General features: G+C 49.0%; 24 protein-coding genes and 6 tRNA genes. 6 read left to right on the top strand and 24 right to left on the bottom strand.

What is annotated here, in order from left to right; genetic code table 11:
- Positions 1–6: 6 nt before the first annotated feature.
- The 18 genes from C2M36_RS09700 to aspS form a co-directional block, all read right to left on the bottom strand.
- A complete protein-coding gene (locus C2M36_RS09700; protein ID WP_105254753.1) occupies positions 7–1,122 on the bottom strand; it encodes a tyrosine-type recombinase/integrase in 1,116 nt (371 codons plus the stop codon).
- Positions 1,123–1,292: 170 nt separating this feature from the next.
- Positions 1,293–1,383, bottom strand: a tRNA-Ser gene (locus tag C2M36_RS09695).
- A gap of 106 nt (positions 1,384–1,489) precedes the next feature.
- Entirely contained in the window at positions 1,490–2,533 is a 1,044-nt protein-coding gene (gene nadA / locus C2M36_RS09690) for a quinolinate synthase NadA (protein ID WP_105254752.1), read from the bottom strand.
- 130 nt (positions 2,534–2,663) lie between these two features.
- Positions 2,664–2,739, bottom strand: a tRNA-Lys gene (locus C2M36_RS09685).
- A gap of 69 nt (positions 2,740–2,808) precedes the next feature.
- A tRNA-Lys gene (locus C2M36_RS09680) sits at positions 2,809–2,884 on the bottom strand.
- A gap of 68 nt (positions 2,885–2,952) precedes the next feature.
- Positions 2,953–3,028 (bottom strand) — tRNA-Lys (locus tag C2M36_RS09675).
- A gap of 23 nt (positions 3,029–3,051) precedes the next feature.
- Positions 3,052–3,127: transfer RNA gene (locus C2M36_RS09670), tRNA-Lys, on the bottom strand.
- A 26-nt stretch (positions 3,128–3,153) separates the two neighbouring features.
- Positions 3,154–3,229 (bottom strand) — tRNA-Lys (locus C2M36_RS09665).
- A 186-nt stretch (positions 3,230–3,415) separates the two neighbouring features.
- A complete protein-coding gene (ybgF, locus tag C2M36_RS09660) occupies positions 3,416–4,183 on the bottom strand; it encodes a tol-pal system protein YbgF (protein ID WP_105254751.1) in 768 nt (255 codons plus the stop codon).
- A gap of 16 nt (positions 4,184–4,199) precedes the next feature.
- Positions 4,200–4,733, bottom strand: a complete 534-nt coding sequence (pal, locus tag C2M36_RS09655; protein WP_105190757.1) for a peptidoglycan-associated lipoprotein Pal — start codon at positions 4,731–4,733, stop codon at positions 4,200–4,202.
- Between the two features lie 123 nt (positions 4,734–4,856).
- The gene (tolB, locus tag C2M36_RS09650) at positions 4,857–6,212 is read right to left on the bottom strand and encodes a Tol-Pal system beta propeller repeat protein TolB (protein ID WP_105254750.1); all 1,356 of its coding nucleotides are present in this window, start codon (positions 6,210–6,212) and stop codon (positions 4,857–4,859) included.
- Positions 6,213–6,221: 9 nt separating this feature from the next.
- Positions 6,222–7,154, bottom strand: a complete 933-nt coding sequence (gene tolA / locus C2M36_RS09645; protein ID WP_105254749.1) for a cell envelope integrity protein TolA — start codon at positions 7,152–7,154, stop codon at positions 6,222–6,224.
- Position 7,155: 1 nt separating this feature from the next.
- Positions 7,156–7,581, bottom strand: a complete 426-nt coding sequence (gene tolR / locus C2M36_RS09640; protein WP_105190760.1) for a protein TolR — start codon at positions 7,579–7,581, stop codon at positions 7,156–7,158.
- The gene (tolQ, locus tag C2M36_RS09635; RefSeq protein WP_105254748.1) at positions 7,568–8,269 is read right to left on the bottom strand and encodes a protein TolQ; all 702 of its coding nucleotides are present in this window, start codon (positions 8,267–8,269) and stop codon (positions 7,568–7,570) included. Before tolQ ends, tolR begins: the two co-directional genes overlap by 14 nt.
- A gap of 867 nt (positions 8,270–9,136) precedes the next feature.
- The gene (gene ruvB / locus C2M36_RS09630; RefSeq protein WP_105254747.1) at positions 9,137–10,141 is read right to left on the bottom strand and encodes a Holliday junction branch migration DNA helicase RuvB; all 1,005 of its coding nucleotides are present in this window, start codon (positions 10,139–10,141) and stop codon (positions 9,137–9,139) included.
- 13 nt (positions 10,142–10,154) lie between these two features.
- The gene (ruvA, locus tag C2M36_RS09625) at positions 10,155–10,775 is read right to left on the bottom strand and encodes a Holliday junction branch migration protein RuvA (protein WP_105254746.1); all 621 of its coding nucleotides are present in this window, start codon (positions 10,773–10,775) and stop codon (positions 10,155–10,157) included.
- Between the two features lie 2 nt (positions 10,776–10,777).
- A complete protein-coding gene (ruvC, locus tag C2M36_RS09620) occupies positions 10,778–11,299 on the bottom strand; it encodes a crossover junction endodeoxyribonuclease RuvC (RefSeq protein WP_105254745.1) in 522 nt (173 codons plus the stop codon).
- Between the two features lie 132 nt (positions 11,300–11,431).
- Positions 11,432–13,213 (bottom strand): aspartate--tRNA ligase, encoded by a 1,782-nt coding sequence (gene aspS / locus C2M36_RS09615; RefSeq protein WP_105254744.1) that lies wholly within the window; start codon positions 13,211–13,213, stop codon positions 11,432–11,434.
- Between the two features lie 193 nt (positions 13,214–13,406).
- On the opposite strand from aspS, the gene C2M36_RS09610 reads away from it, so the two are divergent.
- On the top strand, positions 13,407–14,264 hold the full coding sequence (locus C2M36_RS09610) for a DUF72 domain-containing protein (RefSeq protein ID WP_105254743.1): 858 nt from the start codon (positions 13,407–13,409) through the stop codon (positions 14,262–14,264).
- A 17-nt stretch (positions 14,265–14,281) separates the two neighbouring features.
- Here the strand turns inward: C2M36_RS09610 and C2M36_RS09605 are convergent, their stop codons facing one another.
- Positions 14,282–14,965, bottom strand: coding sequence for a DUF3334 family protein (locus C2M36_RS09605; RefSeq protein ID WP_105254742.1), 684 nt, complete (start codon positions 14,963–14,965; stop codon positions 14,282–14,284).
- Between the two features lie 227 nt (positions 14,966–15,192).
- Here C2M36_RS09605 and cmoA point away from each other — a divergent pair, with 227 nt between their 5' ends.
- The 5 genes from cmoA (at position 15,193) to C2M36_RS09580 (ending at position 19,721) form a co-directional block, all read left to right on the top strand.
- Positions 15,193–15,918 (top strand): carboxy-S-adenosyl-L-methionine synthase CmoA, encoded by a 726-nt coding sequence (gene cmoA / locus C2M36_RS09600; protein ID WP_105254741.1) that lies wholly within the window; start codon positions 15,193–15,195, stop codon positions 15,916–15,918.
- 11 nt (positions 15,919–15,929) lie between these two features.
- Positions 15,930–16,898 carry a tRNA 5-methoxyuridine(34)/uridine 5-oxyacetic acid(34) synthase CmoB gene (cmoB, locus tag C2M36_RS09595; RefSeq protein ID WP_105254740.1) on the top strand — a complete coding sequence of 323 codons (969 nt, stop codon included), beginning with the start codon at positions 15,930–15,932 and terminating at the stop codon, positions 16,896–16,898.
- Between the two features lie 366 nt (positions 16,899–17,264).
- Positions 17,265–18,317 (top strand): phosphoribosylformylglycinamidine cyclo-ligase, encoded by a 1,053-nt coding sequence (gene purM, locus C2M36_RS09590; protein WP_105254739.1) that lies wholly within the window; start codon positions 17,265–17,267, stop codon positions 18,315–18,317.
- A complete protein-coding gene (gene purN / locus C2M36_RS09585) occupies positions 18,317–18,988 on the top strand; it encodes a phosphoribosylglycinamide formyltransferase (RefSeq protein WP_105254738.1) in 672 nt (223 codons plus the stop codon). Before purM ends, purN begins: the two co-directional genes overlap by 1 nt.
- Positions 18,921–19,721: a DUF3108 domain-containing protein gene (locus C2M36_RS09580; RefSeq protein WP_105254737.1), complete on the top strand. Its 801-nt coding sequence runs from the start codon at positions 18,921–18,923 to the stop codon at positions 19,719–19,721. Before purN ends, C2M36_RS09580 begins: the two co-directional genes overlap by 68 nt.
- Before the next feature lie 51 nt (positions 19,722–19,772).
- Here the strand turns inward: C2M36_RS09580 and C2M36_RS09575 are convergent, their stop codons facing one another.
- From C2M36_RS09575 to C2M36_RS09555, 5 genes are all read right to left on the bottom strand, one after another.
- On the bottom strand, positions 19,773–20,387 hold the full coding sequence (locus C2M36_RS09575; protein WP_105254736.1) for a hypothetical protein: 615 nt from the start codon (positions 20,385–20,387) through the stop codon (positions 19,773–19,775).
- Entirely contained in the window at positions 20,387–21,007 is a 621-nt protein-coding gene (locus tag C2M36_RS09570) for an RNA polymerase sigma factor (protein ID WP_105254735.1), read from the bottom strand. Before C2M36_RS09570 ends, C2M36_RS09575 begins: the two co-directional genes overlap by 1 nt.
- A gap of 58 nt (positions 21,008–21,065) precedes the next feature.
- A complete protein-coding gene (locus C2M36_RS09565) occupies positions 21,066–21,749 on the bottom strand; it encodes an energy transducer TonB (protein WP_105254734.1) in 684 nt (227 codons plus the stop codon).
- A gap of 471 nt (positions 21,750–22,220) precedes the next feature.
- A complete protein-coding gene (locus C2M36_RS09560; RefSeq protein WP_105254733.1) occupies positions 22,221–22,652 on the bottom strand; it encodes a WapI family immunity protein in 432 nt (143 codons plus the stop codon).
- Positions 22,653–22,736: 84 nt separating this feature from the next.
- Positions 22,737–23,156: hypothetical protein (locus tag C2M36_RS09555; protein ID WP_158678915.1), on the bottom strand; the 420-nt coding region annotated here is incomplete at its 5' end.

Genomic DNA, 23,156 nt, shown 5'->3' with positions numbered 1-23,156 from the left:
TCTTGCCTATAAAAGTGAAAATAAATAGTTAGACCAAGCCCCCATTAGTTCCCTGCGTTCTTCAAGGCGCATAGAACGATCATAGGCAGCCTTTACTTTATTACCTTCAATATGCCCTAGCTGAAGCTCGATTAGATCACCGTCAAGCCTACAGTGCTCCCTAGCAAGGGTTGAAAAGCTTGAACGAAAGCCATGAAAGACATGCTTGTTTTTATCAATGCCAAGTGACCTCAAAGCAATGTTTAACGTATTCTCACTGAGTGGTTTGTGTGGCCTTGAACCGTTAAAGAGGTAATTGCCATCAGACTGTGCCACTGCTAGTTTTAGGAGCTCGATAACAGGGTCTGTTAACGGTATCCAGTGCTCTCTTCCCATCTTGTCTTTAGGGATAATCCAGAGCTTTCTGTCAAAGTCGATGTCCGCAGGTTTAGCCATGCGAATAGACTCACTCCTGAGAAAAACATGTGGTGCGACTTGAAGGCACAGCTTTACTGAGGGCATCAGATGTTCTGCATGATCAATAGTTCTTAGAAGGTTAGCAAATTCGCTTTCTACTGTGATTGCTGGCATATGACGCACTGTGGGCTTCTTAGTACAACCTTGCAACGGCTCAGCAGGATTAGTTTCACAGTACAGATTTTGTACCCCATATTTAAAGATTTGGCTTGTGATTGTCTGTACTCGTCTCGCTAAGTCAAGGTATCCCCTTGCTTCGATCTGCTTCAGGAGCGGTAAAATATCTTTTGGCTTAATGTGGCTGATGATCATGTCACCTAGTTTGGGGAGCAGGTAGCTTTCAATTCTGCGTTGTATCAGTTTCTTGTTCTTAGAGCTAGTGTAACCTTTGTACTCAAGCCATTGAGAGGCTGCTAGTTCAAATGTCACTGCTTTGTATTGTGCAACGTTTTTAAGATCGTCACGTAGCTCTCTGGCTTCTTCAAGGGATACTTGAGGGTAATGCCCCAATGACTTCATCGTCCACTTCTCATCGTAGTTCTTATAACGATATCGCCAACCTTTCGTGCCTTTAGGTGATACTTCAAGGTACAGACCATCAGAGTCTAAATGACGGACTAGTTTAGAGGGTATTTTAATGCGGTTAATTTGAGAGGTTGTTAGCATGTGTTTTACTCATTCTGGGTTGAAAATTTTACTCAAATCCTACTCATTTTGATGAGTAGAACTTGCCAGAACTGGTTTTAGAGATTTTTAGCGTCAATCTCTTATAGCCAGTAAACACAAGGCTTAGAAACGAAAAAAGCCAGACCATAACAGTCTAGCTTTTTAATGCATGGCGGAGAGGGAGGGATTCGAACCCTCGATACGCTATTAACGTATACACGAGTTCCAGTCGTGCGCCTTCGGCCACTCAGCCACCTCTCCGCACTTTAACTGGGCTGCCGTAGCAGCGCCGCTTATACTAAGCAAAGGCTTTGTTTGTTGCAAGGTGTTTTTTACAAAACCAAATCAATTGCTTAGTAATCCGCCATTAGCGTGCCATGGCGGCGGTGAAATCAAGCATGCGGTTAAGCGAGCGTAAGGCGCCCTCGCGCAGTTCCATGTCCACAAACACTTCTTTGCCGCTTGGGTCAATAAGAGCTTCCTCAATGGCTTTTAAACCGTTCATCGCCATCCAGGGGCAATGTGCGCAGCTTTTACAGGTTGCACCCTCGCCTGCAGTCGGTGCTTCAAAAAATTCCTTCTCTGGGCATAGCTGCTGCATCTTATAGAAGATACCGCGGTCGGTGGCAACGATAAACTTCTGGTTATCCATTTCCTGCGCCGCTTTAATCAGCTGACTTGTTGAACCAACGGCATCGGCCAGCTCAACAATCTCGGCCGGTGACTCGGGGTGAACCAAAATCGCCGCATCCGGATGCAAGGCCTTCATGTCTTGCAATGCCTTGGTTTTAAACTCGTCATGAACGATACAGGCACCATTCCACATGATCATATCGGCACCGGTTTGCTTTTGGATATAGCTGCCAAGGTGCTTATCCGGACCCCAGATAATTTTCTCGCCTTCGCTATCAAGATGCTCAACAATTTCCAGTGCGCACGATGAGGTCACAATCCAATCAGCACGCGCCTTAACCGCGGTTGAGGTGTTGGCATACACCACTACTTTACGATCTGGGTGCTGATCACAAAACTCACTAAAGGCATCGATAGGACAACCCACGTCCAGCGAACAGGTCGCCTCCAGGGTTGGCATGACCACGGTTTTATTCGGCGTCAGGATCTTAGCCGTTTCACCCATGAAGCGAACACCGGCAACGATGATCATATCTGCTTGCTCTTGACGTGCGCCAAAACGAGCCATCTCTAAAGAGTCGGCAACACAGCCACCGGTTTCTTCCGCGAGCGCCTGAATTTCAGGGTCGGTATAGTAGTGCGCGACTAATACGGCATTCTTCTCTTTCAGCAATTGCTTAATACGCTCTTTGTAGGCGAGCTTTTCGGCATCGGAAAGAGGAGCTGGCTTAGGAGGAAAAATATAGTCCTCTGGCATGATCTGTTGGCTAATACCCATACTGATAATACTATTCTAGGTTACGAAATACTGGGTCAATTATACGAAACTATGGCGATAAAAAGAAGCTATGCGCTAGGGTTCGAGAAGATAGTTAGTAACTAGTTAGTTTAAAAGGGAATAAAGAAAGTGGTGGGTCATGATGGATTCGAACCATCGACCAATGGATTAAAAGTCCACTGCTCTACCAGCTGAGCTAATGACCCGCTCTGGTGTAATGAGCCAATAAGATGTCGGCACATTAAGCGCTATTCATAATAGCAGGGGGAGATTGATGGTGGGTCATGATGGATTCGAACCATCGACCAATGGATTAAAAGTCCACTGCTCTACCAGCTGAGCTAATGACCCGCCCGGGTTGTTAATATGTTTAAGGCGTTATGACTAACGTCAACAAGTTAACAGTATTGATTCTAACGTGGTGGGTCATGATGGATTCGAACCATCGACCAATGGATTAAAAGTCCACTGCTCTACCAGCTGAGCTAATGACCCAACATTAGAATCGATTTAGCAATTGGTGGGTCATGATGGATTCGAACCATCGACCAATGGATTAAAAGTCCACTGCTCTACCAACTGAGCTAATGACCCAACGCTGTGCTAAATATTACATAAAGTGGTGGGTCATGATGGATTCGAACCATCGACCAATGGATTAAAAGTCCACTGCTCTACCAACTGAGCTAATGACCCACTTTATGTAATTTGCTGCAGAAAATTCCCTGAGTGGTTATCCCCTGCTGCGGGCGCTTATAATACTTATTTAAAATCCAAGTGCAATACAAATACTCGGTTTTTTTTAGTTTTTCCTTTTAGTTGCCTAATTTTAGACCGCTTTAGCTACAAAGCAGTCTAAAACCTAACAACTAGCAATTTCGGCTACAACTTGCTAACACGTTCGGCGGCTAATGTTGCTGCCGTAGTATTAGGGTATTGCGTGATAACCTCATTAAACAATTGCTTAGCTCTGGCCAACTGACCTTGCTGTTGTTCCAGGGTACCGAGCTTAAGAAGTGCATCCGGGCGCTTGCTAGAATCGCTGTATTGATTCACCACGGTCTCAAAATGAGATTTAGCACCGGCCGTGTCCCCCTTAATGGTCAACAATTGTCCCAACCAGTAATGGGCATTGGCCGCATATACAGAGTTAGGATAGTTTTGTAGAAACGCCTTGAACTCAGGAATCGCTGCATCATAGCGCTTATCCTGCATAATCAGCTTCACCGCTTTGTCGTACGCTTGGTTTTCCGACAGGTCGGTGCTGACCACTGTGGTGTTTAAGCCACTGTCAGGCTGCTGTGTTGGCGTTTGCGGCATATCGTAGCTAGGTTGCTGCGTATAAGCGGCGCTAACACGGTTTTCAATCTCTTGATAAAGCTCACGCTGACGTTGCAATACCTTCTCGAGCTTGTAGCTATGCTCTTCGGTGATGCCACGCAATTGGCTCACTTCATCCTGTAACATATCGAGCTGCTGCTGCAGGTTGGCTTGCATAATGTTGCGAGATTGCATCATTTGCTCAAGTCGACTTAAACGCTGCTCGATGCTTGATTCGCTGGCAGTGGCCTCAGAAACAGGAGCGGGAGCAGCCCAAACATGGGTGCTCCCGCTCATGAGTAAGGCTGCCAAAATAAGTTTCGGCTTCATCATTACTCTACTGATTTTAGTATACTAATACCGCACGGCGGTTTTGAGCAAACGCTTCTTCGTTGCGTGCTTTGATCATTGGCTTCTCTTCGCCATAGCTCACAACTGACATTTGGTTTGCGTTAACGCCAAGGCTTAGAAGGTATTTTTCAACCGACTGACCACGGCTCTCACCCAGGGCGATGTTGTACTCAGGAGTACCACGCTCATCCGCGTGACCTTCGATAAGTACTTTAACCGATGGGTTTTCAATTAGGAATTGAGCGTGCGCTTGAAGTAGCTCAGCGTACTTGCTTTGGATAGTAGCACGGTCAAAGTCGAAGTGAATGATCTGCTGCTGGCGAAGTTCTTCGTACTTTTTACGTAGTTTTTCTTCTGCAGTTTCTACGCGCTCAACAGTTTCAACTTCTACAGTATCAGTTGTTTGGGTTTCAACTTGGTTAGTTTCGTTGGCTTGGCCTTCATCTAGGTTTGATGAAGAGCTACATGCTGCTAGTGTCATTACTGGCACTGCAACAAGCAGGCTTTTTAACAGTTTATTAAGTTGCATTGAGTACATTCCTATTATTGATTTAGTGAAACCATCACCTGATTTTCAATTTTTCTTACTATAGTGCGCCAATCGCACAAACATCAAGTTTATGCGATTAAAGCTGACTACACCCTTAGCGAATTACAAAAATGGCGACCATGCCGGCGACTTAACCTGACCGTCGAGCACAGGTAAACGCGCTTTAAAACGACCATCCATCGACACCAAAGCCAATACATTTTTATTGTTATGCATGGTGCTGTATATAATCATTGAGCCATTGGGCGCAACGCTTGGTGATTCGTCCAAGCGAGTTCGAGTCAACACATGGAAATTCCCGTTATCAAGGCTTTTCTTGGCAATATGGTATTGACCTAGAGTCCGGTTAACCATGATCAAATGTTTACCATCTGGGGTCACCGAGCCATTAAGGTTCATATCGCCGTCGAAAGTCATACGCTGTACTCGACCCGAGTCTAAATTTAACTTATAAATCTGGGCATTACCACCTCTTTCAGAGGTAAACATCAGCTCTTTACCGTTAGGGTGCCAAGTTGGCTCCGTGTCTATGCTACGGTGGCGTGTTAAGCGGCGTTCCTGCTTAGTAATTAAGTCGTATAAATACAATTCTGTGGCACCGGTACGGTCTTTTGACAGCACCATAGCCAGCTTAGTGCCATCGGGTGAAAACTGCGGTGCACCATTGATCCCTGGGTGGCTGGTGATCAACTGACGCTGACCGGTATAGATGTCCTGAATAAAGATTTGGCTCTGACGATTTTCAAAGGTGACATAGGCCAGCTTATTGCCATCCGGTGACCAAGAAGGTGACATCAGTGGCTCTTTAGAGCGCAATAACACCTGCTCGTTAAAGCCGTCGTAATCGGCAACCACTAGCTGATAAGGCTTAGCGTCCTGCTCACGCACTATGATGTAAGCAATTTTAGTTAAGAAAGCGCCGCGCTCGCCAGTCAAGGCTTCATACACCACATCACTGATACGGTGGCCATAACGACGGAAGCTAGACGCAGAGATCACGGTTTCGCGCGCATCGAGCACATGGTCTTCGCTGTTCACCAACTGACCATTATTAAGCACCCGAGTTTGCCCGCCGGTGATCTGACCGCGCAACACGTCAATTAGCTCGAAGCTAACCAGGTAACGGCCCCCCGATTGCTGCTCCACTGTGCCCACCACAATAGCCTCAACACCGCGCTGGGCCCAGGCGCCATAGTCGACATCGGCATCCGAGTTCGGGCGCTGCGGCATATCGATATTGGCAACAGGCTTAAATTTACCACTGCGGCGTAAGTCCGCAGCAACCACTTCGCTGATGCGCATGGGCATCTCACCCGTGCCTTTATAGGCAAAAGGCACCACGGCGATAGGTCGCGCACTGTCGACCCCTTCGGTGATCACAATCTCCAGCGCTGCCTGAGCCCACATGCTCATGCTTGCCAGTAAAGACACTGCCACTAAGCGGCATAATCTAACCATAACTTTCCCCTAAAACTCTGGTTTAACCGTTAAGTTAATATTTTTCAATTCTTCAAACACGTCGCGGTCTTTTGATACCGGTAGCGTATCGGCACGGCGCACGGCACGCACTGCGGCCTCACAAACTTGTCTATCGCCACCGAGCGAATTAACGCTGGTCACCAGGCCATTAAAGGCCAACTTAATATTAAGGCGACATTCTTTACCGCGGAAACTTTCGTCCAACAGCAGGTTCTGCTGAATACGCTGGCCGATCAAGGCACGGTATTTATCCACCTCGGAAAGCACCTGCTGACGTCGCGCCTTGGCACGCACCGCTTGCTCGGCGGCCAGTTGCTCTTGCATTAGCTGTTCGGCGAGGGCTTTTTGACGGGCCTCTTCGGCCTTACGCTTGGCTTCTGCTTCTTTGCGTTTGCGCTCTTCTTCGGCTTTACGCGCCGCTTCTTCTTCCTTACGGCGCTTTTCTGCGGCAGCCTTGGCGGCTTTTTCAGCCTTTTCCTTTTCTAGCTGCGCTTTCTTCGCCTTATCACGCTCTTTGCGCTCAATCTCGCGAGCACGTTTGGCTTCGGCTTCCGCTTTTTTACGCTCTTGTTCCTTGGCTTTACGCTCTTGCTCTAGCTTCTTGATACGATTGGCTTCTTCCTGACGCTTGCGCTTTGCCTGCTCGGCACGCTTTTCCAATTCGCGAATACGTTGCTGCTCGGCGCGTTTTTTCTCTTCTTCTTGCTTACGCAGTTCATCGATGCGTTTTTGCACCTGCTTTTGATCCACCGCCACCGCATCCACGGCTTTTTGCGGCGTATCTTCATTGCTCGGGGCGTTGAGCGTCACCGTCATCACCTCAGGTGTTGACGGGCGAAAGTAAGTGACACCCACGAGTATGGCGATCATAAGCACATGCAAGCCAGCAGAGATCAGAAGTGGGATTTTAAACTGCTGCATATTATTCCTCGAATGACTCCGTCATCAAACCCACCTCGGGAACGCCTGCGCGTTTAAGAAAATCCATCAGTCGCAGTACTTCTTGATAACTGACCTGACCCGAGCCCTTGATCATCACCGGCGTTTTTGGATTTTGATCCAGCTTCAACTTAATGACCGCAGCCACATCTATGGCTTCCATCGGTGCTTCGGGATCGGTACCAACGCTGACATAGTATTTACCGTCGGCATCGATAGAGGCAATGATAGGCGGCTCACCCTTGGTGTCTACCAATTCCGACTGCTCCATTTTCGGCAGCTCAACCTTGACGCCATGGGTGATCAACGGAGCGGTGGCCATAAAGATAATTAATAGCACCAACATCACGTCGATGTAAGGAACGACGTTGATCTCCGAGACCGGACGACGCTTCTTACGCTGATACATGGCTTTTCACCTCATGAGTCAGAGTCTGGCGGTGTAGGATATTGGCAAACTCTTCCATAAAGTTGCCGTAGTAAGACTCGATTTTTTCCATCTTGGTAGCAAAACGGTTGTAGGCGATAACCGCAGGAATAGCAGCAAACAAGCCCATGGCCGTTGCAATCAAGGCCTCGGCAATACCCGGGGCAACCATTTGCAAGGTCGCTTGTTTTACCTCACCGAGCGCAATAAAGGCGTTCATGATCCCCCACACGGTACCGAATAGACCGATATATGGGCTGATAGAACCGATAGTGGCGAGGAAAGACAGGCTGTTTTCTAATTTTTCAATCTCGCGAGAAAGGGCAACACGCATGGCACGATGTGGACCATCAATCCCCAGCGCGGCAGCGGACAGGTTGTTTTTCTTAGCGCGGGCAAATTCTTTAAAACCCGAGGTGAAAATGGCTTCGATGCCTTCACTTTGAGTACCGCGAGCAGAAATTTCGTTATACAGCTTAGAGAGGTCAACACCAGACCAAAAACGGGATTCAAACTTTTTCGCATTCGTTAGGGCGCTGCTGAGGATTTTACGGCGCTGAATGATAATGGCCCATGAAATCACCGAAAGGGCGACTAGGGTAAGCATCACCAGCTGAACTAAAAAGCTGGCTTTTAAAATTAGATCAATAAAGTTTAATCCTGAATCCACGTCTTTTCTCCTGAGGCGCAGTATATTGCTATTAACTGTATCCGCGCTCGATACAGCGTACGACACACAATGAACTCTAGTGTACCCAGTCGTAATTGCGCTGACAATGACCTTGCCATGAATTGCCACAAAGCGCCGATAAATAGCCGCTAGCGGTAGTTAACAAGCAGGTCCACCGATACTTAGTTGGGCCCATTAAAATGCGAAAAAGTTCCAAAAAACTAGATTTTATGCAAATTAATCGCATAAGCTGTCATTTTGCTTATATACAACAAGTTAAAAAATAGTAATTCTAATAGAACAAAAAAAGCACAAAAATAATAATAACCTTATATTTCATAGGATAAGACGCATAAGTTAGTATGTGTTGTGCAAAATATCATCTTGAAGATTTTATTCGGTATTAGTTTTTTTTATCCGAAAAAAATAATTTTTCTAGTTTGAAGAAAACCTGCTACCGCTTTATTATTCTCCCTGTACTGAGCTAGCGCAACCAACTATGGCTCTATTGCACAGTTCATGAGGTGGTTTCTGATTCCCCACCTCACACCATCGGCTGTTTCATCCTACTAATGAACAGCTGGTGTGTTCCTCGGATTTACTTCCTTCAACTTGTTGTTTAGCCCGCTCTATAGCGGGCTTTTTTTTGCCTGAATCAAGCTCAGGCACAGACCCTAATCGGTTCAGCCTTAATCCGCTGTGAATCAAAAGCCGTATGACAACCAATTAGCACCCCAGCGCTAAAACAAATAGCGCTTGTAAAACAAGCAGCTATCTAACTTCCCCAGCAACGGGCATAAAAAAGCCGAGCGTAGGGCTCGGCTGATTAGGGCTTGGCTAATAAGGTGCGATTATTCACACCCTGATTTAGGTGGCCTTATGCAAACCAAAGTGAGCATAGGCATGATCGGAGACAATTCGCCCCCGCGGCGTGCGTTGAATAAAGCCCTGCTGAATAAGATAAGGCTCAATCACATCCTCAATGGTTTCTTTTTCTTCGCCTATGGCGGCAGCGAGGTTGTCCAAACCAACCGGCCCACCCATAAACTTCTCGATGATCGCCAGTAAATACTTACGATCCATGTAATCAAAACCGCTTTTATCGACATCCACCATATCCAAGGCCTGTGCGGCAATATCGGCGCATACGCTGCCATCGCCCTTGACCTCGGCAAAGTCACGAACGCGGCGCAACAACCGGTTGGCAATACGCGGCGTGCCACGTGAGCGCTTAGCCACTTCATAGGCGCCCTGCTCGTCAATGCTTAAACCCAGGTGTGTCGCTGAGCGCTTAACGATGGCGGCCAGGTCATCCACATTGTAAAATTCCAGGCGCTGGACAATACCGAAACGGTCGCGCAGCGGTGAGGTTAAAGAGCCGGCACGAGTGGTGGCGCCGATCAGGGTAAAAGGCGGTAAATCCAGCTTGATTGAGCGCGCCGCCGGGCCCTCGCCTATCATGATATCGAGTTGATAGTCTTCCATCGCCGGATAGAGAATTTCCTCCACATGGGGACTCATGCGGTGGATTTCATCAATAAAGAGCACATCGTGGGCTTCTAAATTGGTCAACAGAGCCGCCAGATCGCCGGCCTTTTCCAGCACGGGACCTGAGGTGGTTTTAATGCTCACTTCAAGCTCATTGGCGACGATATTGGCCAAGGTGGTTTTACCCAAACCCGGCGGACCGAAAATAAGCAGGTGATCCAGGGCCTCACTGCGAGAGCGCGCCGCCTCGATAAAGATATCCATTTGCTGCTTTACATGAGGCTGACCATGATAGTCCGCCAGCAGCTTAGGTCGAATGGCCCTATCGACCACGTCTTCATTGCCCTGCTGCTGGGGCTCTATTAGTCTATCCGCTTCTATCATTCACTTATCTCTGTTACAGCATCGCCTTAAGCGCTTGCTTGATCATTTGCTCTGAGGTCATCGCTTCCTGAGCAATGGCTTTCACCGCTTTTGTTGCCTGACTATTCTTATAACCCAAGGCTTCCAGAGCGGCAATAGCGTCGTCTGTGGCGTTGGCCGTAACCAGCGTGCCGTTACCGGCGCCACTGACAGGTGCCGCATCCGTGTAAGGGGTGAATAGATCCGGCCCCCAGTCTTTGAGCCTGTCTTTCATTTCTAATACTAAACGCTCGGCGGTTTTCTTGCCTACCCCGGGCAATTTCACCAGGGTGCTGGCATCACCATGATGGACACAATGAATAAACTGCTCCGCCGACATGCCCGAGAGAATGCCTAAACCGAGTTTGGGGCCCACACCATTGGCTTTTAACAGCTCACGAAACAGCGCCCGCTCGCTTTTGGTATTAAAGCCAAATAGCAGTTGTGCATCTTCACGCACGACAAAATGAGTAAACAGAGTGACGTCTTCGCCGCACTCCGGCAAGGCATAAAAACAGCTCATGGGTAAACTGATTTCATAGCCCACACCGGACACATCCACCAGCACTTCCGGGGGCTGCTTTTCGACTAATTGTCCGCGAATTCTTCCTATCATCTTTACCTCAAACGACCGCGCACGGTTTTGTGCGCTTGGCCGGCTAATTTAATCAGGTTTTGTTGTGAGTGGCCGTGACACATGGCAATGGCCAGGGCATCGGCGGCATCCGCCTGAGGCGTCGCCGGCAGCTTCAAAATATGCTTAACCATGTGTTGAACTTGTGCTTTTTCTGCAGAGCCCTTACCCACTACCGCTTGTTTGACCTGGCGGGCCGAGTACTCGTGCACGCCTAATTCAGCCATGGTGGCGGCGACGATGGCGGCACCACGGGCCTGACCCAGCTTGAGTGCCGAGTCCGGGTTGTGAGCCATAAATACCTGCTCAATGGCAAAGGCGTCGGGATTAAACTGAGCGATCAACTGAGTGACGCCCTGGTAGATCATTTTTAAGCGCGTTGGAAACGCGTTATCGCCAAGCTTAATGCAGCCGCTGCCCAGATAGACAAATCGCTGTCCTTGTTGGCGCACCACGCCGTAGCCGGTGAATCGCGAGCCCGGGTCAATCCCCAAAATAATACTCACCCAGAAACCTTATTTTTATTCTTGCACCGAACAATGGTAACTGTATGGATGACCAGTGTAAAGGCGAGGCGCAAGAAAAAAGCGGCCTCAGCCGCTTTTTAAGATTGAACGCGTTTGTCTATCTGGAAAGGGTTATTCACCCTGCTCCGCGTTTGCTTTTGGTGCAATCGCAATAGCCAGTTCTTTTAACGCTTCTGGGTTGGCATAGCTTGGCGCATCCGTCATCAAGCACGACGCCTGAGTGGTTTTCGGGAAGGCAATCACGTCACGAATGTTGTCGGTACCACATAGCAGCATGACCAAACGGTCTAGACCGAACGCCAGACCCGCGTGCGGAGGCGTACCGTACTTCAAGGCATCCAGTAGGAAGCCAAACTTCTCTTGCTGCTCTTGCTCTTCGATACCCAGGATACGGAAAGCCGCTTGTTGCATGGCGTTGCTGTGAATACGCACAGAGCCACCACCGACTTCGTAGCCATTTAATACCATGTCGTAGGCATCGGATAGCGTGCCTGCCGGGTTGGCTTCCAGCTCCTCTGGGCTTACGCCTTTTGGTGCCGTGAATGGGTGGTGTACCGCGTGCAGGTTGCCCTCGTCGTCTTCTTCAAACATAGGGAAGTCAACAACCCAAAGCGGTGCCCACTTGCTTAAGTCCGTTAGCTCCAGATCTAAACCAACTTTCAAGCGCAATGCGCCCATGGCTTCGTTAACCACGTTGCGGCTATCGGCACCAAATAGAATGATGTCGCCGGTTTGTGCATTGGTGCGCTCAAGCAAGGCGGTGATCACGTCTTCGTTTAAGAACTTAGCGATGGGCGATTGGACCCCTTCAACACCGGCGTCACGGTCGTTAACCTTCATCCAAGCCAAGCCCTTGGCGCCATAGATGCCGATAAACTTGGTGTATTCATCGATTTGCTTACGTGAAAGCGACGCACCACCTGGTACGGTCAGTACCGCTACACGGCCTTTTTCGTCGTTGGCCGGGCCCGAGAATACTTTAAACTCAACGTCTTTTACCAAGTCGGCAACGTCGATAAGTTCCATTGGGTTACGTAGGTCCGGCTTATCCGAGCCGAAGCGACGCATGGCTTCTTCGTGACCCATCACAGGGAATTCGCCAAGGTCAACGTTTAGTAGCTCTTGCCACATATCACGAATCAGTTTTTCGGTGATGGCACGAACCTGATCCGACGTCATAAACGAGGTTTCGATATCGATCTGGGTGAATTCAGGCTGACGGTCGGCACGTAGGTCTTCGTCACGGAAACATTTCACGATTTGATAATAGCGATCGAAACCTGACATCATCAGTAACTGTTTAAATAGCTGCGGAGACTGTGGCAAGGCGTAGAAGCTACCATGGTGTACACGGCTAGGTACCAAGTAGTCACGAGCACCCTCTGGTGTCGCTTTAGTCAATACCGGCGTTTCGATATCAAGGAAGTCGTTGCTATCCAAGAAACGGCGCACAAAGCTTGATGCCTTGGCACGCAGTTTAATACGATCGCTCATCTCCAGGCGACGCAGGTCAAGATAACGGTATTTAAGGCGGCGCTCTTCCGAGTTCTGCTGGTTAAAGTCCAATGGTAAGGCTTCGGCACGGTTGATGATCTCAAGACCAGTGCCAAGAATTTCAACTTCACCGGTGGCCATATCTTTATTTACTTGGCTTTCTGGGCGCGCACGCACCACACCTTTGATCTGGACACAGAATTCTTGACGAAGTTTATTGGCAATGTCCATCAAGCCTTCGACTTCAGGGTCGAACACCACCTGCACCAGGCCTTCGCGGTCACGCACGTCGACGAAGATCAAACCACCTAAATCACGGCGTTTGTTGATCCAACCACAAAGAGTAACCTCTTGGTCGACATGGCTTTTGTTCAAGTGTCCGCAATATATAGAGCGCATAATATTCCTGTTTTAATTGTAAGCGCGTGAGCTAAATGCACGCAGTGGCCAAATAAATTGCGTCAATTATATAAAAACGGCGGTCAATGTCACGAAGCAAACTACGGGTTGGCTATTTATTCACCACTGCGACGACCCAAGCTGTGATAGCATTTGCGTATCAGAGCAAATAAAGACAAGAGCAAAAGCACAGATGTTGTATTTGGGTTGCCCACAATGGGCCAATAATGCCTGGAAAGGCAGTCTCTTTACATCCGACTGTCAGAATGCCCAGATGCTGGCGCAATATGCCCAGGTGTTTAACTCGGTTGAAGGCAACACCACTTTTTATGCCGACCCCAAGGCCGACACGGTGCAGCGCTGGCATGATGCCACCGGCGACGACTTTCGCTTTACCTTTAAGTTTCCCAAGCGGTTTAGCCACGACCTGACGCTGCAATGCGATAAACAGGCCGTACATGACTGGCTGAAGTTAATGTCACCCTTGATGGAAAAAACCGGCTCCTTGATGTTACAACTCCCGGCCAGCTTTGCGCCCATGCACTTAAGTCGCCTACAACACTTTATGGCGCAGATACCCACCGACATCGGCCGCAGCATAGAGGTCAGGCATCCTGAATTTTTCACAAAAGGGGATGGCGAAAAGCAACTTAATCGCTATTGTTTTGAGCAGGGAATTGACCGCGTGTGCATGGATACCCGGGCGCTGTTTGCCGCCAAACCCCATAATGAAGCCATTATTGATGCGCAACAAAAAAAGCCCCATTTACCCGTGCATGCCATTGCCCTGGGCCAGCGCCCCATAGTGCGCTTTGTTATCGCCGCCATGGGGGATGAATATCAAAGCTACTATCAACCTTGGTTAAGGAAAATAAAGCAGTGGCTGGATGAAGGCCGCCAGCCCTATGTGTTTTTACACACCGCAGACAATCATGGTGCGCCTTTATTGGCACGGCAGTTTGCCAGCGACCTAAAAGCGTATTGCGGGTATCATCACAGGGCTATAGAGCCCTTTGCCGGCGAGTACAACCAACAAAGCAGCTTCTTTTAGTCCCCCGAGGCTCACCGCTATAAACCGAGGTTTTCCATAAAGTCGTCGTCGATATCCTGATCGACCTCTTGCTGTTGTTTCACCTTGGTCTGTTGCTCGGCACGGGTATTGGCGATGATCTCATCCGGGTCTACCGCTTCGCTGATATCGAAATCATGCATTTTAATAAACTCGGTCTTATCCATGGCCAATTCCAGATAAAAGATATTCTGACTTTGGGTGGTAAAGGTGACACGTCGCGCCTGTGGCCTGTCTAAGGCGGTATCGACAGAGATCTGCACCTGCTTGTTAATGGCCATCATTTTCGGTTGATTTTGGCTGATAGAGGTATGCAATTGTTCGCGCACTTTTTTGGTAAAGTCGCCGACGATCTGATTCATCAACTCGCCAAGCACATTGGCCACATCATCGGACAAATGGCTCTGTGCCAGCTCGTTCTCCGGCATGCCCATATTACGGAGGTAATCGCCGTAAATTTCCATCGCCGCCTGCGCACTGAAGTTGGTGACAACTAACCCGGTAAAGCCGCCGTCAAAAAGTACAAAACAGCCTATGTCCGGGCGCATACAGGTACGCGATATTTTCTGTACCATGGCGGAATAACTGATGTTATTGCCACTGGCCGACGACAACACCTCGGTGACCGAATGGCATAAGGTGGCGAGGATATCATCGGTGCTAATTACTTTACTTTTACTCATGCACAGTCTCACTTGCTGCTGTTGATGGCGCGCTAAGGCGTATAAGGCACTGAATATACGACAAATAGACGTGATTTACTCGTGCTTTTTTATCACTGGGAGCAGGCTCCTCCTCGACCGCTTAAGGCTGGACTTAGTCGCCTGCTCATATTCACCGACTAAAGCTCCCCACAAGCAGCACAAAAATGATAAAATAACGCCATCGTTTCTAGCTAGAGCTTAGCAAAGTGTCAGCCAAAGACAGTATTTACGCCTCAGAACAACAAGTAAAAGACTTCACCTTTGACGCCAAAGTGGTGGAAGTATTCCCCGACATGATCGAGCGCTCGGTGCCCGGATACGCCACCATAGTCAGCACCCTGGGCAAGCTTGCCGGTAAGTATGCGCAAGATAACAGCAACCTCTACGACCTGGGCTGCTCACTAGGTGCCGTCACCCTGAGCATGCGCCGTAATCTCAACCAGGCGGGATGTGAAATCATTGCCATCGACAATTCCGAGGCCATGGTTGAGCGTTGCCGTTTGCACCTGGAGGGCTTTCGCTCTACCGTACCGGTGAGCGTGGAACTGGGCGACATATTAGACGCTAAATTAGAGAATGCCTCAGTGGTGGCGATGAACTTTACCCTGCAGTTTATCGAGCCGGAAAAACGTCATGCGCTCTTAAGTCGAATCTACAATGCCCTGAAACCAGGTGGCGTTTTACTGTTGAGCGAAAAGCTGCGTGGTGAAAACCAAGTCGTCGACGACCTGTTGATAGATCTGCACCATGACTTTAAGCGAGCCAACGGCTATTCCGAGCTGGAGATCAGTCAAAAGCGCACCGCCATTGAAAATGTCATGCGCACCGACACCCTAGGCACGCATCTTAACCGCCTTAATGAGATTGGCTTTAGCCAAACCCAGGTGTGGTATCAATGCTTTAACTTTTGCTCCATGGTCGCCATAAAATAAACGGAACAACAATGAATCAATGGTTTAACGAATTCTATCGCCATATTGCCTGCACCGAGCTCAGTCATTGGCTCAATACCCTGCCGGCACAACTGCAACACTGGCAAGACGAAGCCCGCCATGGCGATATGCCCAAATGGCAAAAAGTGCTCAATAACCTGCCAGAATTGAATGCCTCAGAAGTGAATATTCAAACCCAGGTGCAAGTGGGCATCAGCGAGGATATTAACGAGGGCCAGCGCAAGCAGCTAATTCATTTATTGCAGCGTTTTATGCCCTGGCGCAAAGGCCCCTTCTCACTGTTTGGGATTGACATCGACACCGAATGGCGCAGCGACTGGAAATGGGATCGTGTTTTACCTCATATCAGCCCACTGCATGGTCGCAAGGTGCTGGATATCGGCTGTGGCTCCGGCTATCACCTGTGGCGTATGCGCGGCGAAGGTGCCGAGCTGGTAGTGGGCATCGACCCAAGCGATCTCTTCCTGTGCCAATTCCAGACCATTAAAAACTATAATCCAGATCCGGCGGTGCACCTGCTGCCTTTAGGGGTAGAGCAACTGCCCGAGCTAAAGGCCTTTGATACGGTCTTTTCCATGGGCGTATTGTATCACCGCCGCTCACCTATCGACTTTTTAGCCCAGTTGCGTGCCCAGTTGCGTAAAGGCGGTGAGTTGGTGCTGGAAACCCTGGTAATTGAAGGCGATATCAATACCGTGCTGGTGCCCGAAGACAGATACGCAAAAATGCGTAATGTCTGGTATATCCCCAGCACAGAGGCCCTGATGCTGTGGATGCGCCGTGTTGGTTTTAAGGATATTCGCGTCGTCGACACCGACCAAACCTCGCTCGACGAGCAGCGCCGCACCGAATGGATGGAAAATGAATCCCTGGCCGATTTCCTGGACCCTAATGATCCAAACAAGACCATTGAGGGCTATCCGGCACCATTAAGAGCGGTTATTGTGGCCACCGCATAAACAAGGACAAAGGTCCTCCTTTTCCTAGCTAAGCCGCGGCATTTGCTGTAAAATGCCCGGCGTTTAGAGGGCCTGTTTATCTTTGTGGTTTACTTTATGTTCAATCTAAACGCATTCTGATCACGACGCTCGTTATACTGCATAGTCATTCTATGTACATAGCGAGCAACACAGAGCAGGAGGCGTTTAGATGAACCCACAGGGCAGCGTTTGTAGCGCATTTCTACTGTGTTGTTACATGTTCATGTAGAATAACTACACCATACATGTGCCGCCTTGTACAAATGCGCTACAAACTGCTGCAGAAACAAACAACAAAGATCAACAGACCCTGATCACCCCTAAATTAAATTTTGAGGAAACCCTGTGAGCGAACAAAAACAGTCTCTTAGCTACAAAGATGCCGGCGTTGATATCGATGCGGGTAACGCCCTAGTAGAACGCATTAAAGGCGTTGTGAAAAAGACCAAACGTCCTGAAGTGATGGGCGGCATCGGCGGCTTTGGTGCGCTATGTCAGCTACCGACTGGCTATAAAGAGCCTGTTTTAGTTGCCGGTACCGATGGTGTGGGCACTAAATTGCGCCTTGCTATCGACCTTAAAAAACACGACACCGTAGGCATCGACCTGGTTGCCATGTGTGTTAACGACCTTATCGTTCAAGGTGCCGAGCCACTATTTTTCCTTGATTACTATGCCACCGGCAAACTAGACGTAGACACGGCTGCCGACGTAGTAACCGGTATCGGCGCGGGTTGTGAGCTTTCTGGTTGTGCCCTTATCGGTGGTGAAACCGCTGAAATGCCTGGCATGTACGAAGGCGACGACTACGACATGGCTGGTTTCTGTGTGGGTGTGGTAGAAAAAGAAGGCATTATCGACGGCACTAAGGTTGCTGCCGGTGATCAGCTTATCGCCCTTGCTTCTAGTGGCCCTCACTCAAACGGTTACTCATTGATCCGTAAGGTTCTTGAAGTATCTGGCGCCGACACTAACAGCGAATTTGAAGGCAAGACCCTAGGCGAGCACCTGCTTGAACCGACACGCATCTATGTTAAGCCGGTACTTGAGCTACTTAAGCAAGTAGACGTACACGCGCTTTCACACATCACAGGCGGTGGTTTCTGGGAAAACATCCCACGCGTATTGCCTGAGTCGGCTAAAGCCGTGATCAAGGGCGACAGCTGGCAGTGGCCAACGGTATTCAACTGGCTACAAGAAAACGGCAACATTGAAACGCACGAAATGTACCGGACCTTTAACTGTGGTGTAGGCATGGTACTTGTGGTTCCTGCCGACAAGCTAGAGCAAAGCCTGAGCATTCTTAAAGATGCGGGCGAAAACGCCTGGCACATCGGTGAAATCCAAGATGCAGCAGCTGGCGAAGAGCAAGTTGAAATCCTTGGCGGTGCGCAATAATGACACCAGGCCAGGACCTCGCCCGACTCGTTGTACTTATTTCGGGCAGTGGCTCTAACCTACAGGCCATCATTGATGCGGTTGCAGCGGGTACAGTTCCCGCTGAAATCTGCGCGGTGATCAGCAATAAGGCCGACGCGTTCGGCCTAGAGCGAGCTAAAAAGGCTGGTATCGAAGCAAAAGTGTTAGACCACAAAGCGTTTGCCTCACGCGAAGAATATGACGTGGCCCTAGGTGAACTGATTGATAGTTTTTCACCCGACTGTGTTGTATTAGCTGGATTTATGCGTATTCTAACAGCTGGCTTAGTGCAAAAATTTAAAGGGAAAATGTTGAACATTCACCCTTCCCTGTTGCCTAAGTACCAAGGGCTGAACACCCACCAGCGTGCGTTAGATGCAAACGATAAAGTGCATGGCGTTAGCGTTCATTTTGTGACCGAAGAGCTCGACGGCGGACCTGTGATAGTTCAAGCACAGGTGGCCATCGAAAGTGATGACACGGCTGACAGCTTGGCGCAGAAGGTTCATGCACAAGAACATATTATCTATCCGTTGGTGGTTAAGTGGTTCAGCGAACAACGACTGAAAATGGAAGATAACTATGCAGTGCTCGATAACAACACCCTTCCAAGCCAAGGCGCCGACCTCAACGCGCACTTGGACAGCTAAATTATTGATTGCCGCAGTCCTTGGCTGCGGTATCAATCTTGCTCACGCCGAGCAACAAGACGCCAACCCCGCGCCGCAAATTACCCTCAACGAATACCGCGCCGAATACATAGTGACCCGTCAGGGAGAACGCCATGGTGCCGCGCAACGTAGCCTTACTCGCGTCGATGATAACCTGTATGAATTGAGCTACCACAGCGAAATTGAGTGGATGATCTTCTCCGACGAGCGCCAGGAAAGCAGCCGTTTTAAATTTGTCGACGGCACCGTATTACCCGTTGATTATGTGCTTGAGCGCACCGGGACAGGTCCGGATAAAACCTATAAGATCAGCTTTGATCACCAGCAACAGCAGGTGTTCAGCAACCAGTCCAAATACCCGCTCGAATGCACCTGGAACCAAAACTTCCAGGACGTACTCTCTTACCAGATCTCGCTACGTCAAGCGCTGAGCAAGGGCGAAACCAAGTTCAGCTACCCCATAGTGGATAAAAAAGGCAATGACCGAGAGTATCAATTCGAGGTGGTTGGCAACGAAACCATTACCCTGCCCATAGGCAATGTGGAAACCATTAAGGTGAAACGGGTGTACGACAACGATAAGCGCCAAGCCATTGCCTGGTTTGCACCGAGCATGGACCACATGATGGTGCGCATGTACAAGGGCAAAGACGGCGTTGAACAATTCCAGGTGGAGTTGGCCAAGTACACGTCGGGTACCGCAACCCACTAATCTGAGAACACACAACCAGGCGCTACACTTTAGCGCCTGACCTCTCTTACCTCAGCACTGCTGATGCTTGCCCGCTCCCTGTATTGCCACCAGCTGCCCGTTATTGTCAAAAGACAAGGCCAACAAGGTGCCGGATTGCAATTTCACTCCAGGGTGCTCTACTCGTTTCAACAGTTCCGAGCTCAAGGCGATCAACACCTGTTGCCGGCAATCGGCCAACAACCAATCCCCTTCGCTTTGCACTAAACGCACTAAGCGTATCGGCTCCTGCTCCGGCTCAACCGCATAGGCCTGATGCTGCACCCGCAGCTGATTTGCCAGCTGCAGCTCGGCTTGATCTATGCTGCGCAGTTGCGCCGGTACCGTGTTGCTGACGCGCATGCGCTGCTCACCACCGGCGAGGTCAAAAATTTCCATGCGCGTATAACTCTCAACGCTATACAGGGGCGCATGCTCTTGCTTTGCCGCCTGCCAGGTTACCGACACCAGGGTAAATAAGGCCACACAGGCCATCAGCCACTGACCCTGATGCCACCAGCTACGGCGATTACGGGGGCTTGAGTCGAGGGCCGACAACAAGGCTTTTTTCTCCTGTGCCTGCAGGGCGCTTTGTTGTTTTTGCTGTTGCTGCCATTGGGCCAGTTTGTCTGATCCGCGGTTTGCCATTACTGAGCTCCTTTGACCATGGTGGCGGCGATTTTTGCGCGTGCATAGCGCAATCGGGTTTTTACACTCTCTTGGGCGCTGGCGGTGATCTGGGCAATTTCCTGCAAACTAAAACCCTCAAGTTGCAAGGTTAAGGCCTCGCGTTGTAAGTGCGGCAAATCTGCTATCGCCGCTGTTAATTGCTGCTCGGTGGCGGCCATGATCAGTCCCTCTATATGCTGGGCGTCGAGGTGCAAATTAGGCTCTTGAAGACATTCTTCTACCGGTAGATGACGCTTTTGCCTGCGGGCATAATCAATCACCTGATTGCGGGCCAGGCTAAATAACCAGGCCTTAAAGCTGCCCTGCTGTTGCACACTAAAGCGTTGTGGCTGGGCCAACCAGCGCAACCACACCTCATGCAATAAATCGAGCGCCAATTGCCGCCGCGTATGGCTATCCTCACTTAAGGACACTAACTGGGCCTGCAAAAAATACAGCACATCGTCGCTTAGCCTGAGCACCAAGACATCCCGTGCCTTGGCGCTGTCGGCGGCCAGTTGCGCCAATTGCTCATCACTATAGTGGCTATAGTTTGGCGACAGAGGCGCAAATATCCGTGTGGCAACCGCTTTTAGCATCTTCACTCCTTAAATCGGCAACACCCTAGGCTCAAATCCAGGGTGGCGCCCTAGGCGACTAATTTTGCAAGTTAAAGTCTAATCTTACCTGTTGATTGGGCTGGCTCCTAGCCACACCCTCCACAACCTTAGGGCTAAACTTCCATTTACTCAGCGCCTTAAGGGCCTCACGATCAAAAATCCGCTTGGGCTCGGCGCTAATTACCTTAGCATTGATAACCTGACCGGTTGGGGAAATATCATAGCTCAGTATGACATAACCTTCGATCCCCTCACGGGCGGCGGTCGCTGGATATTGCGGCGGTACCCGCACCAAGGGCATGGCGGTATCGCGAGACATGGATGAAAATTCCCCCAAGTCCGACATCTCGGTGCCCACATCCGGCAATGTCGGCGCTAACGTCAGCACCTCATCACCAGGTTCCGCAGCCAGGCTTGGTCTTGCCTGCGGTCTTGGCTCAACCTTAGGTGGCACCGGCTTGGTTTTTTTGATCACCTCGGTGTGCTTAGGCGGCTCCATGATTTCCACAATGACATCGTCAAACACCTCAACGGGCGCACGTTGCTCTGCGGTCAATAGCGACACCATAAAGCTAAAGGTCGCCAAGGTGATCGCCGCAGCGGCTAACGCAAAGGCAACCGCCTTAAAACCTGGTGCAATCAGATTATGGCTGGGCTCAAAACCCGGTTCGTATGTGCCACTCTGGTGAGCGCCATGAGTAATATTCAATGTATTTTCCATGCTCTTTCCCCTTAAAAACTGACACCCTGACAAGTAAGGTGCTTAGTAAGAAAACGCATGGGGGTATGAAAAGGGGTGAAAATATTTTTAAGATTTTTGCATAGAGCTTGCTTTGGCCCAACTAAGGTTGGCCGTAAACAGGAGTCACAAAGCAATTCACATTGATAGAAGCGTTGAAATTAACACAACAAGGAATTTGTCGTTTGAAGTATAAGCTGACATAGTTTTGAAGTGAAATTGCTAAAAAGTTACCAACTACTATTTTCCGGTTTGTGCCAATTAGAGCCATTCAGCTACTTCTTCACACAACTAATAAAACCAATATAGCGGACGTTCAAGCTAGCCCTTTTTTGGACAAAAACACGTTAGAGTATTTATTCGGTAACGCCCTAATAATGGGCAAAAAATTGTTGGCTAAAATGTTGAGGAACGAAAACAGCCAACTGTTTTTTGTCCTTATTAATTAGCTTGTTATAAAGCACGTACGGGAAAACCCTTTAAAATTTCATCTAGGTCTTCGATGATAGATTGGAGATAGGTTTGATCAAACCCACTAGAGAATTTAAGCTCATTTCCAACACCAACACTGTCCATGCAATTTCCCTCTAATTCTATTCCACCTCTTCCATTCCCAACTAATTTGATTTCAAGTTGCCCCTCAAGGCTGTCAAATGTAGCTGTACCTTTTAAGCAAGAATAGAGTTTTTGTATTTCTTTAGAGAATTTAACGAAATCATAGGTTTGGAAACTGGCAGAAAATTTACCACTAAAGCTTCCGAATGAAACACTAACAGAGCAAAGAAGCCAGTTATCATCAAAAGACTCGCCACTGGGAGAGTGTTGGTACTTTTCTACAGTGATCTCTACTTGTTCATTTGGAGAACAACCGATGGATAAACTCATACGTTCCTTGTGCTTTATAACGCTTACAACAGCCGACCAAAACCGAAACGAAGTGCGCGGTTTTGCGTCGGCTGCTTGTGATTGTTAAAAACCAGTTGTCGACGCACCTTCAATAACATATGTACAACCAGCTTTTGGCTTTAGTGTAATTATACGAGGTTCGAAACCGCCATGCGACGCTTGAGCAGACAGGGATACAATTGGATTTTCAACATCCCCACTCCACTCCACTTTACTAATAGAGTGCCCATAAGCCATTTCTTCAAGCTTCTTGCTGCACAATATTTTGGGCTCTTCATCCCCATAAGATACGGATTGTAAATAAGTCTCACTCCAACAATGCTCTGGGGAACACACCGAATAAACTAAGACACGATAACTAAAGCCTTGTGAAATAATAGTAAGACTGGGATCGACTTTCTCAGGTTTAAAATCAGCCTTTAGCGAAAAAGGAACCAGTAAAGCTAGAAATATGGAAATTGTTCTCATAGTGTTTTTAACGCC

It is taken from the genome of Pseudoalteromonas sp. T1lg75 (genome assembly GCF_002964705.1).
GTDB lineage: Bacteria > Pseudomonadota > Gammaproteobacteria > Enterobacterales > Alteromonadaceae > Pseudoalteromonas.
The sequence above is the reverse complement of the archived record's forward strand: the minus strand, read 5'-3'. Positions and strand labels throughout refer to the sequence as shown.

Coding starts and splice junctions, on each gene's coding strand:
- aspS (WP_105254744.1), bottom strand. CDS start 13,213: ATGCGCTCTATATATTGCGGACACTTGAACAAAAGCCATGTCGACCAA.
- ybgF (WP_105254751.1), bottom strand. CDS start 4,183: ATGAAGCCGAAACTTATTTTGGCAGCCTTACTCATGAGCGGGAGCACC.
- C2M36_RS09565 (WP_105254734.1), bottom strand. CDS start 21,749: ATGGAAAATACATTGAATATTACTCATGGCGCTCACCAGAGTGGCACA.
- tolA (WP_105254749.1), bottom strand. CDS start 7,154: ATGCAGCAGTTTAAAATCCCACTTCTGATCTCTGCTGGCTTGCATGTG.
- C2M36_RS09605 (WP_105254742.1), bottom strand. CDS start 14,965: ATGAGTAAAAGTAAAGTAATTAGCACCGATGATATCCTCGCCACCTTA.
- C2M36_RS09610 (WP_105254743.1), top strand. CDS start 13,407: ATGTTGTATTTGGGTTGCCCACAATGGGCCAATAATGCCTGGAAAGGC.
- C2M36_RS09575 (WP_105254736.1), bottom strand. CDS start 20,387: ATGGCAAACCGCGGATCAGACAAACTGGCCCAATGGCAGCAACAGCAA.
- purN (WP_105254738.1), top strand. CDS start 18,317: ATGACACCAGGCCAGGACCTCGCCCGACTCGTTGTACTTATTTCGGGC.
- C2M36_RS09560 (WP_105254733.1), bottom strand. CDS start 22,652: ATGAGTTTATCCATCGGTTGTTCTCCAAATGAACAAGTAGAGATCACT.
- cmoB (WP_105254740.1), top strand. CDS start 15,930: ATGAATCAATGGTTTAACGAATTCTATCGCCATATTGCCTGCACCGAG.
- ruvA (WP_105254746.1), bottom strand. CDS start 10,775: ATGATAGGAAGAATTCGCGGACAATTAGTCGAAAAGCAGCCCCCGGAA.
- C2M36_RS09570 (WP_105254735.1), bottom strand. CDS start 21,007: ATGCTAAAAGCGGTTGCCACACGGATATTTGCGCCTCTGTCGCCAAAC.
- tolR (WP_105190760.1), bottom strand. CDS start 7,581: ATGTATCAGCGTAAGAAGCGTCGTCCGGTCTCGGAGATCAACGTCGTT.
- C2M36_RS09700 (WP_105254753.1), bottom strand. CDS start 1,122: ATGCTAACAACCTCTCAAATTAACCGCATTAAAATACCCTCTAAACTA.
- nadA (WP_105254752.1), bottom strand. CDS start 2,533: ATGGGTATTAGCCAACAGATCATGCCAGAGGACTATATTTTTCCTCCT.
- pal (WP_105190757.1), bottom strand. CDS start 4,733: ATGCAACTTAATAAACTGTTAAAAAGCCTGCTTGTTGCAGTGCCAGTA.
- tolB (WP_105254750.1), bottom strand. CDS start 6,212: ATGGTTAGATTATGCCGCTTAGTGGCAGTGTCTTTACTGGCAAGCATG.
- ruvB (WP_105254747.1), bottom strand. CDS start 10,141: ATGATAGAAGCGGATAGACTAATAGAGCCCCAGCAGCAGGGCAATGAA.
- C2M36_RS09580 (WP_105254737.1), top strand. CDS start 18,921: ATGCAGTGCTCGATAACAACACCCTTCCAAGCCAAGGCGCCGACCTCA.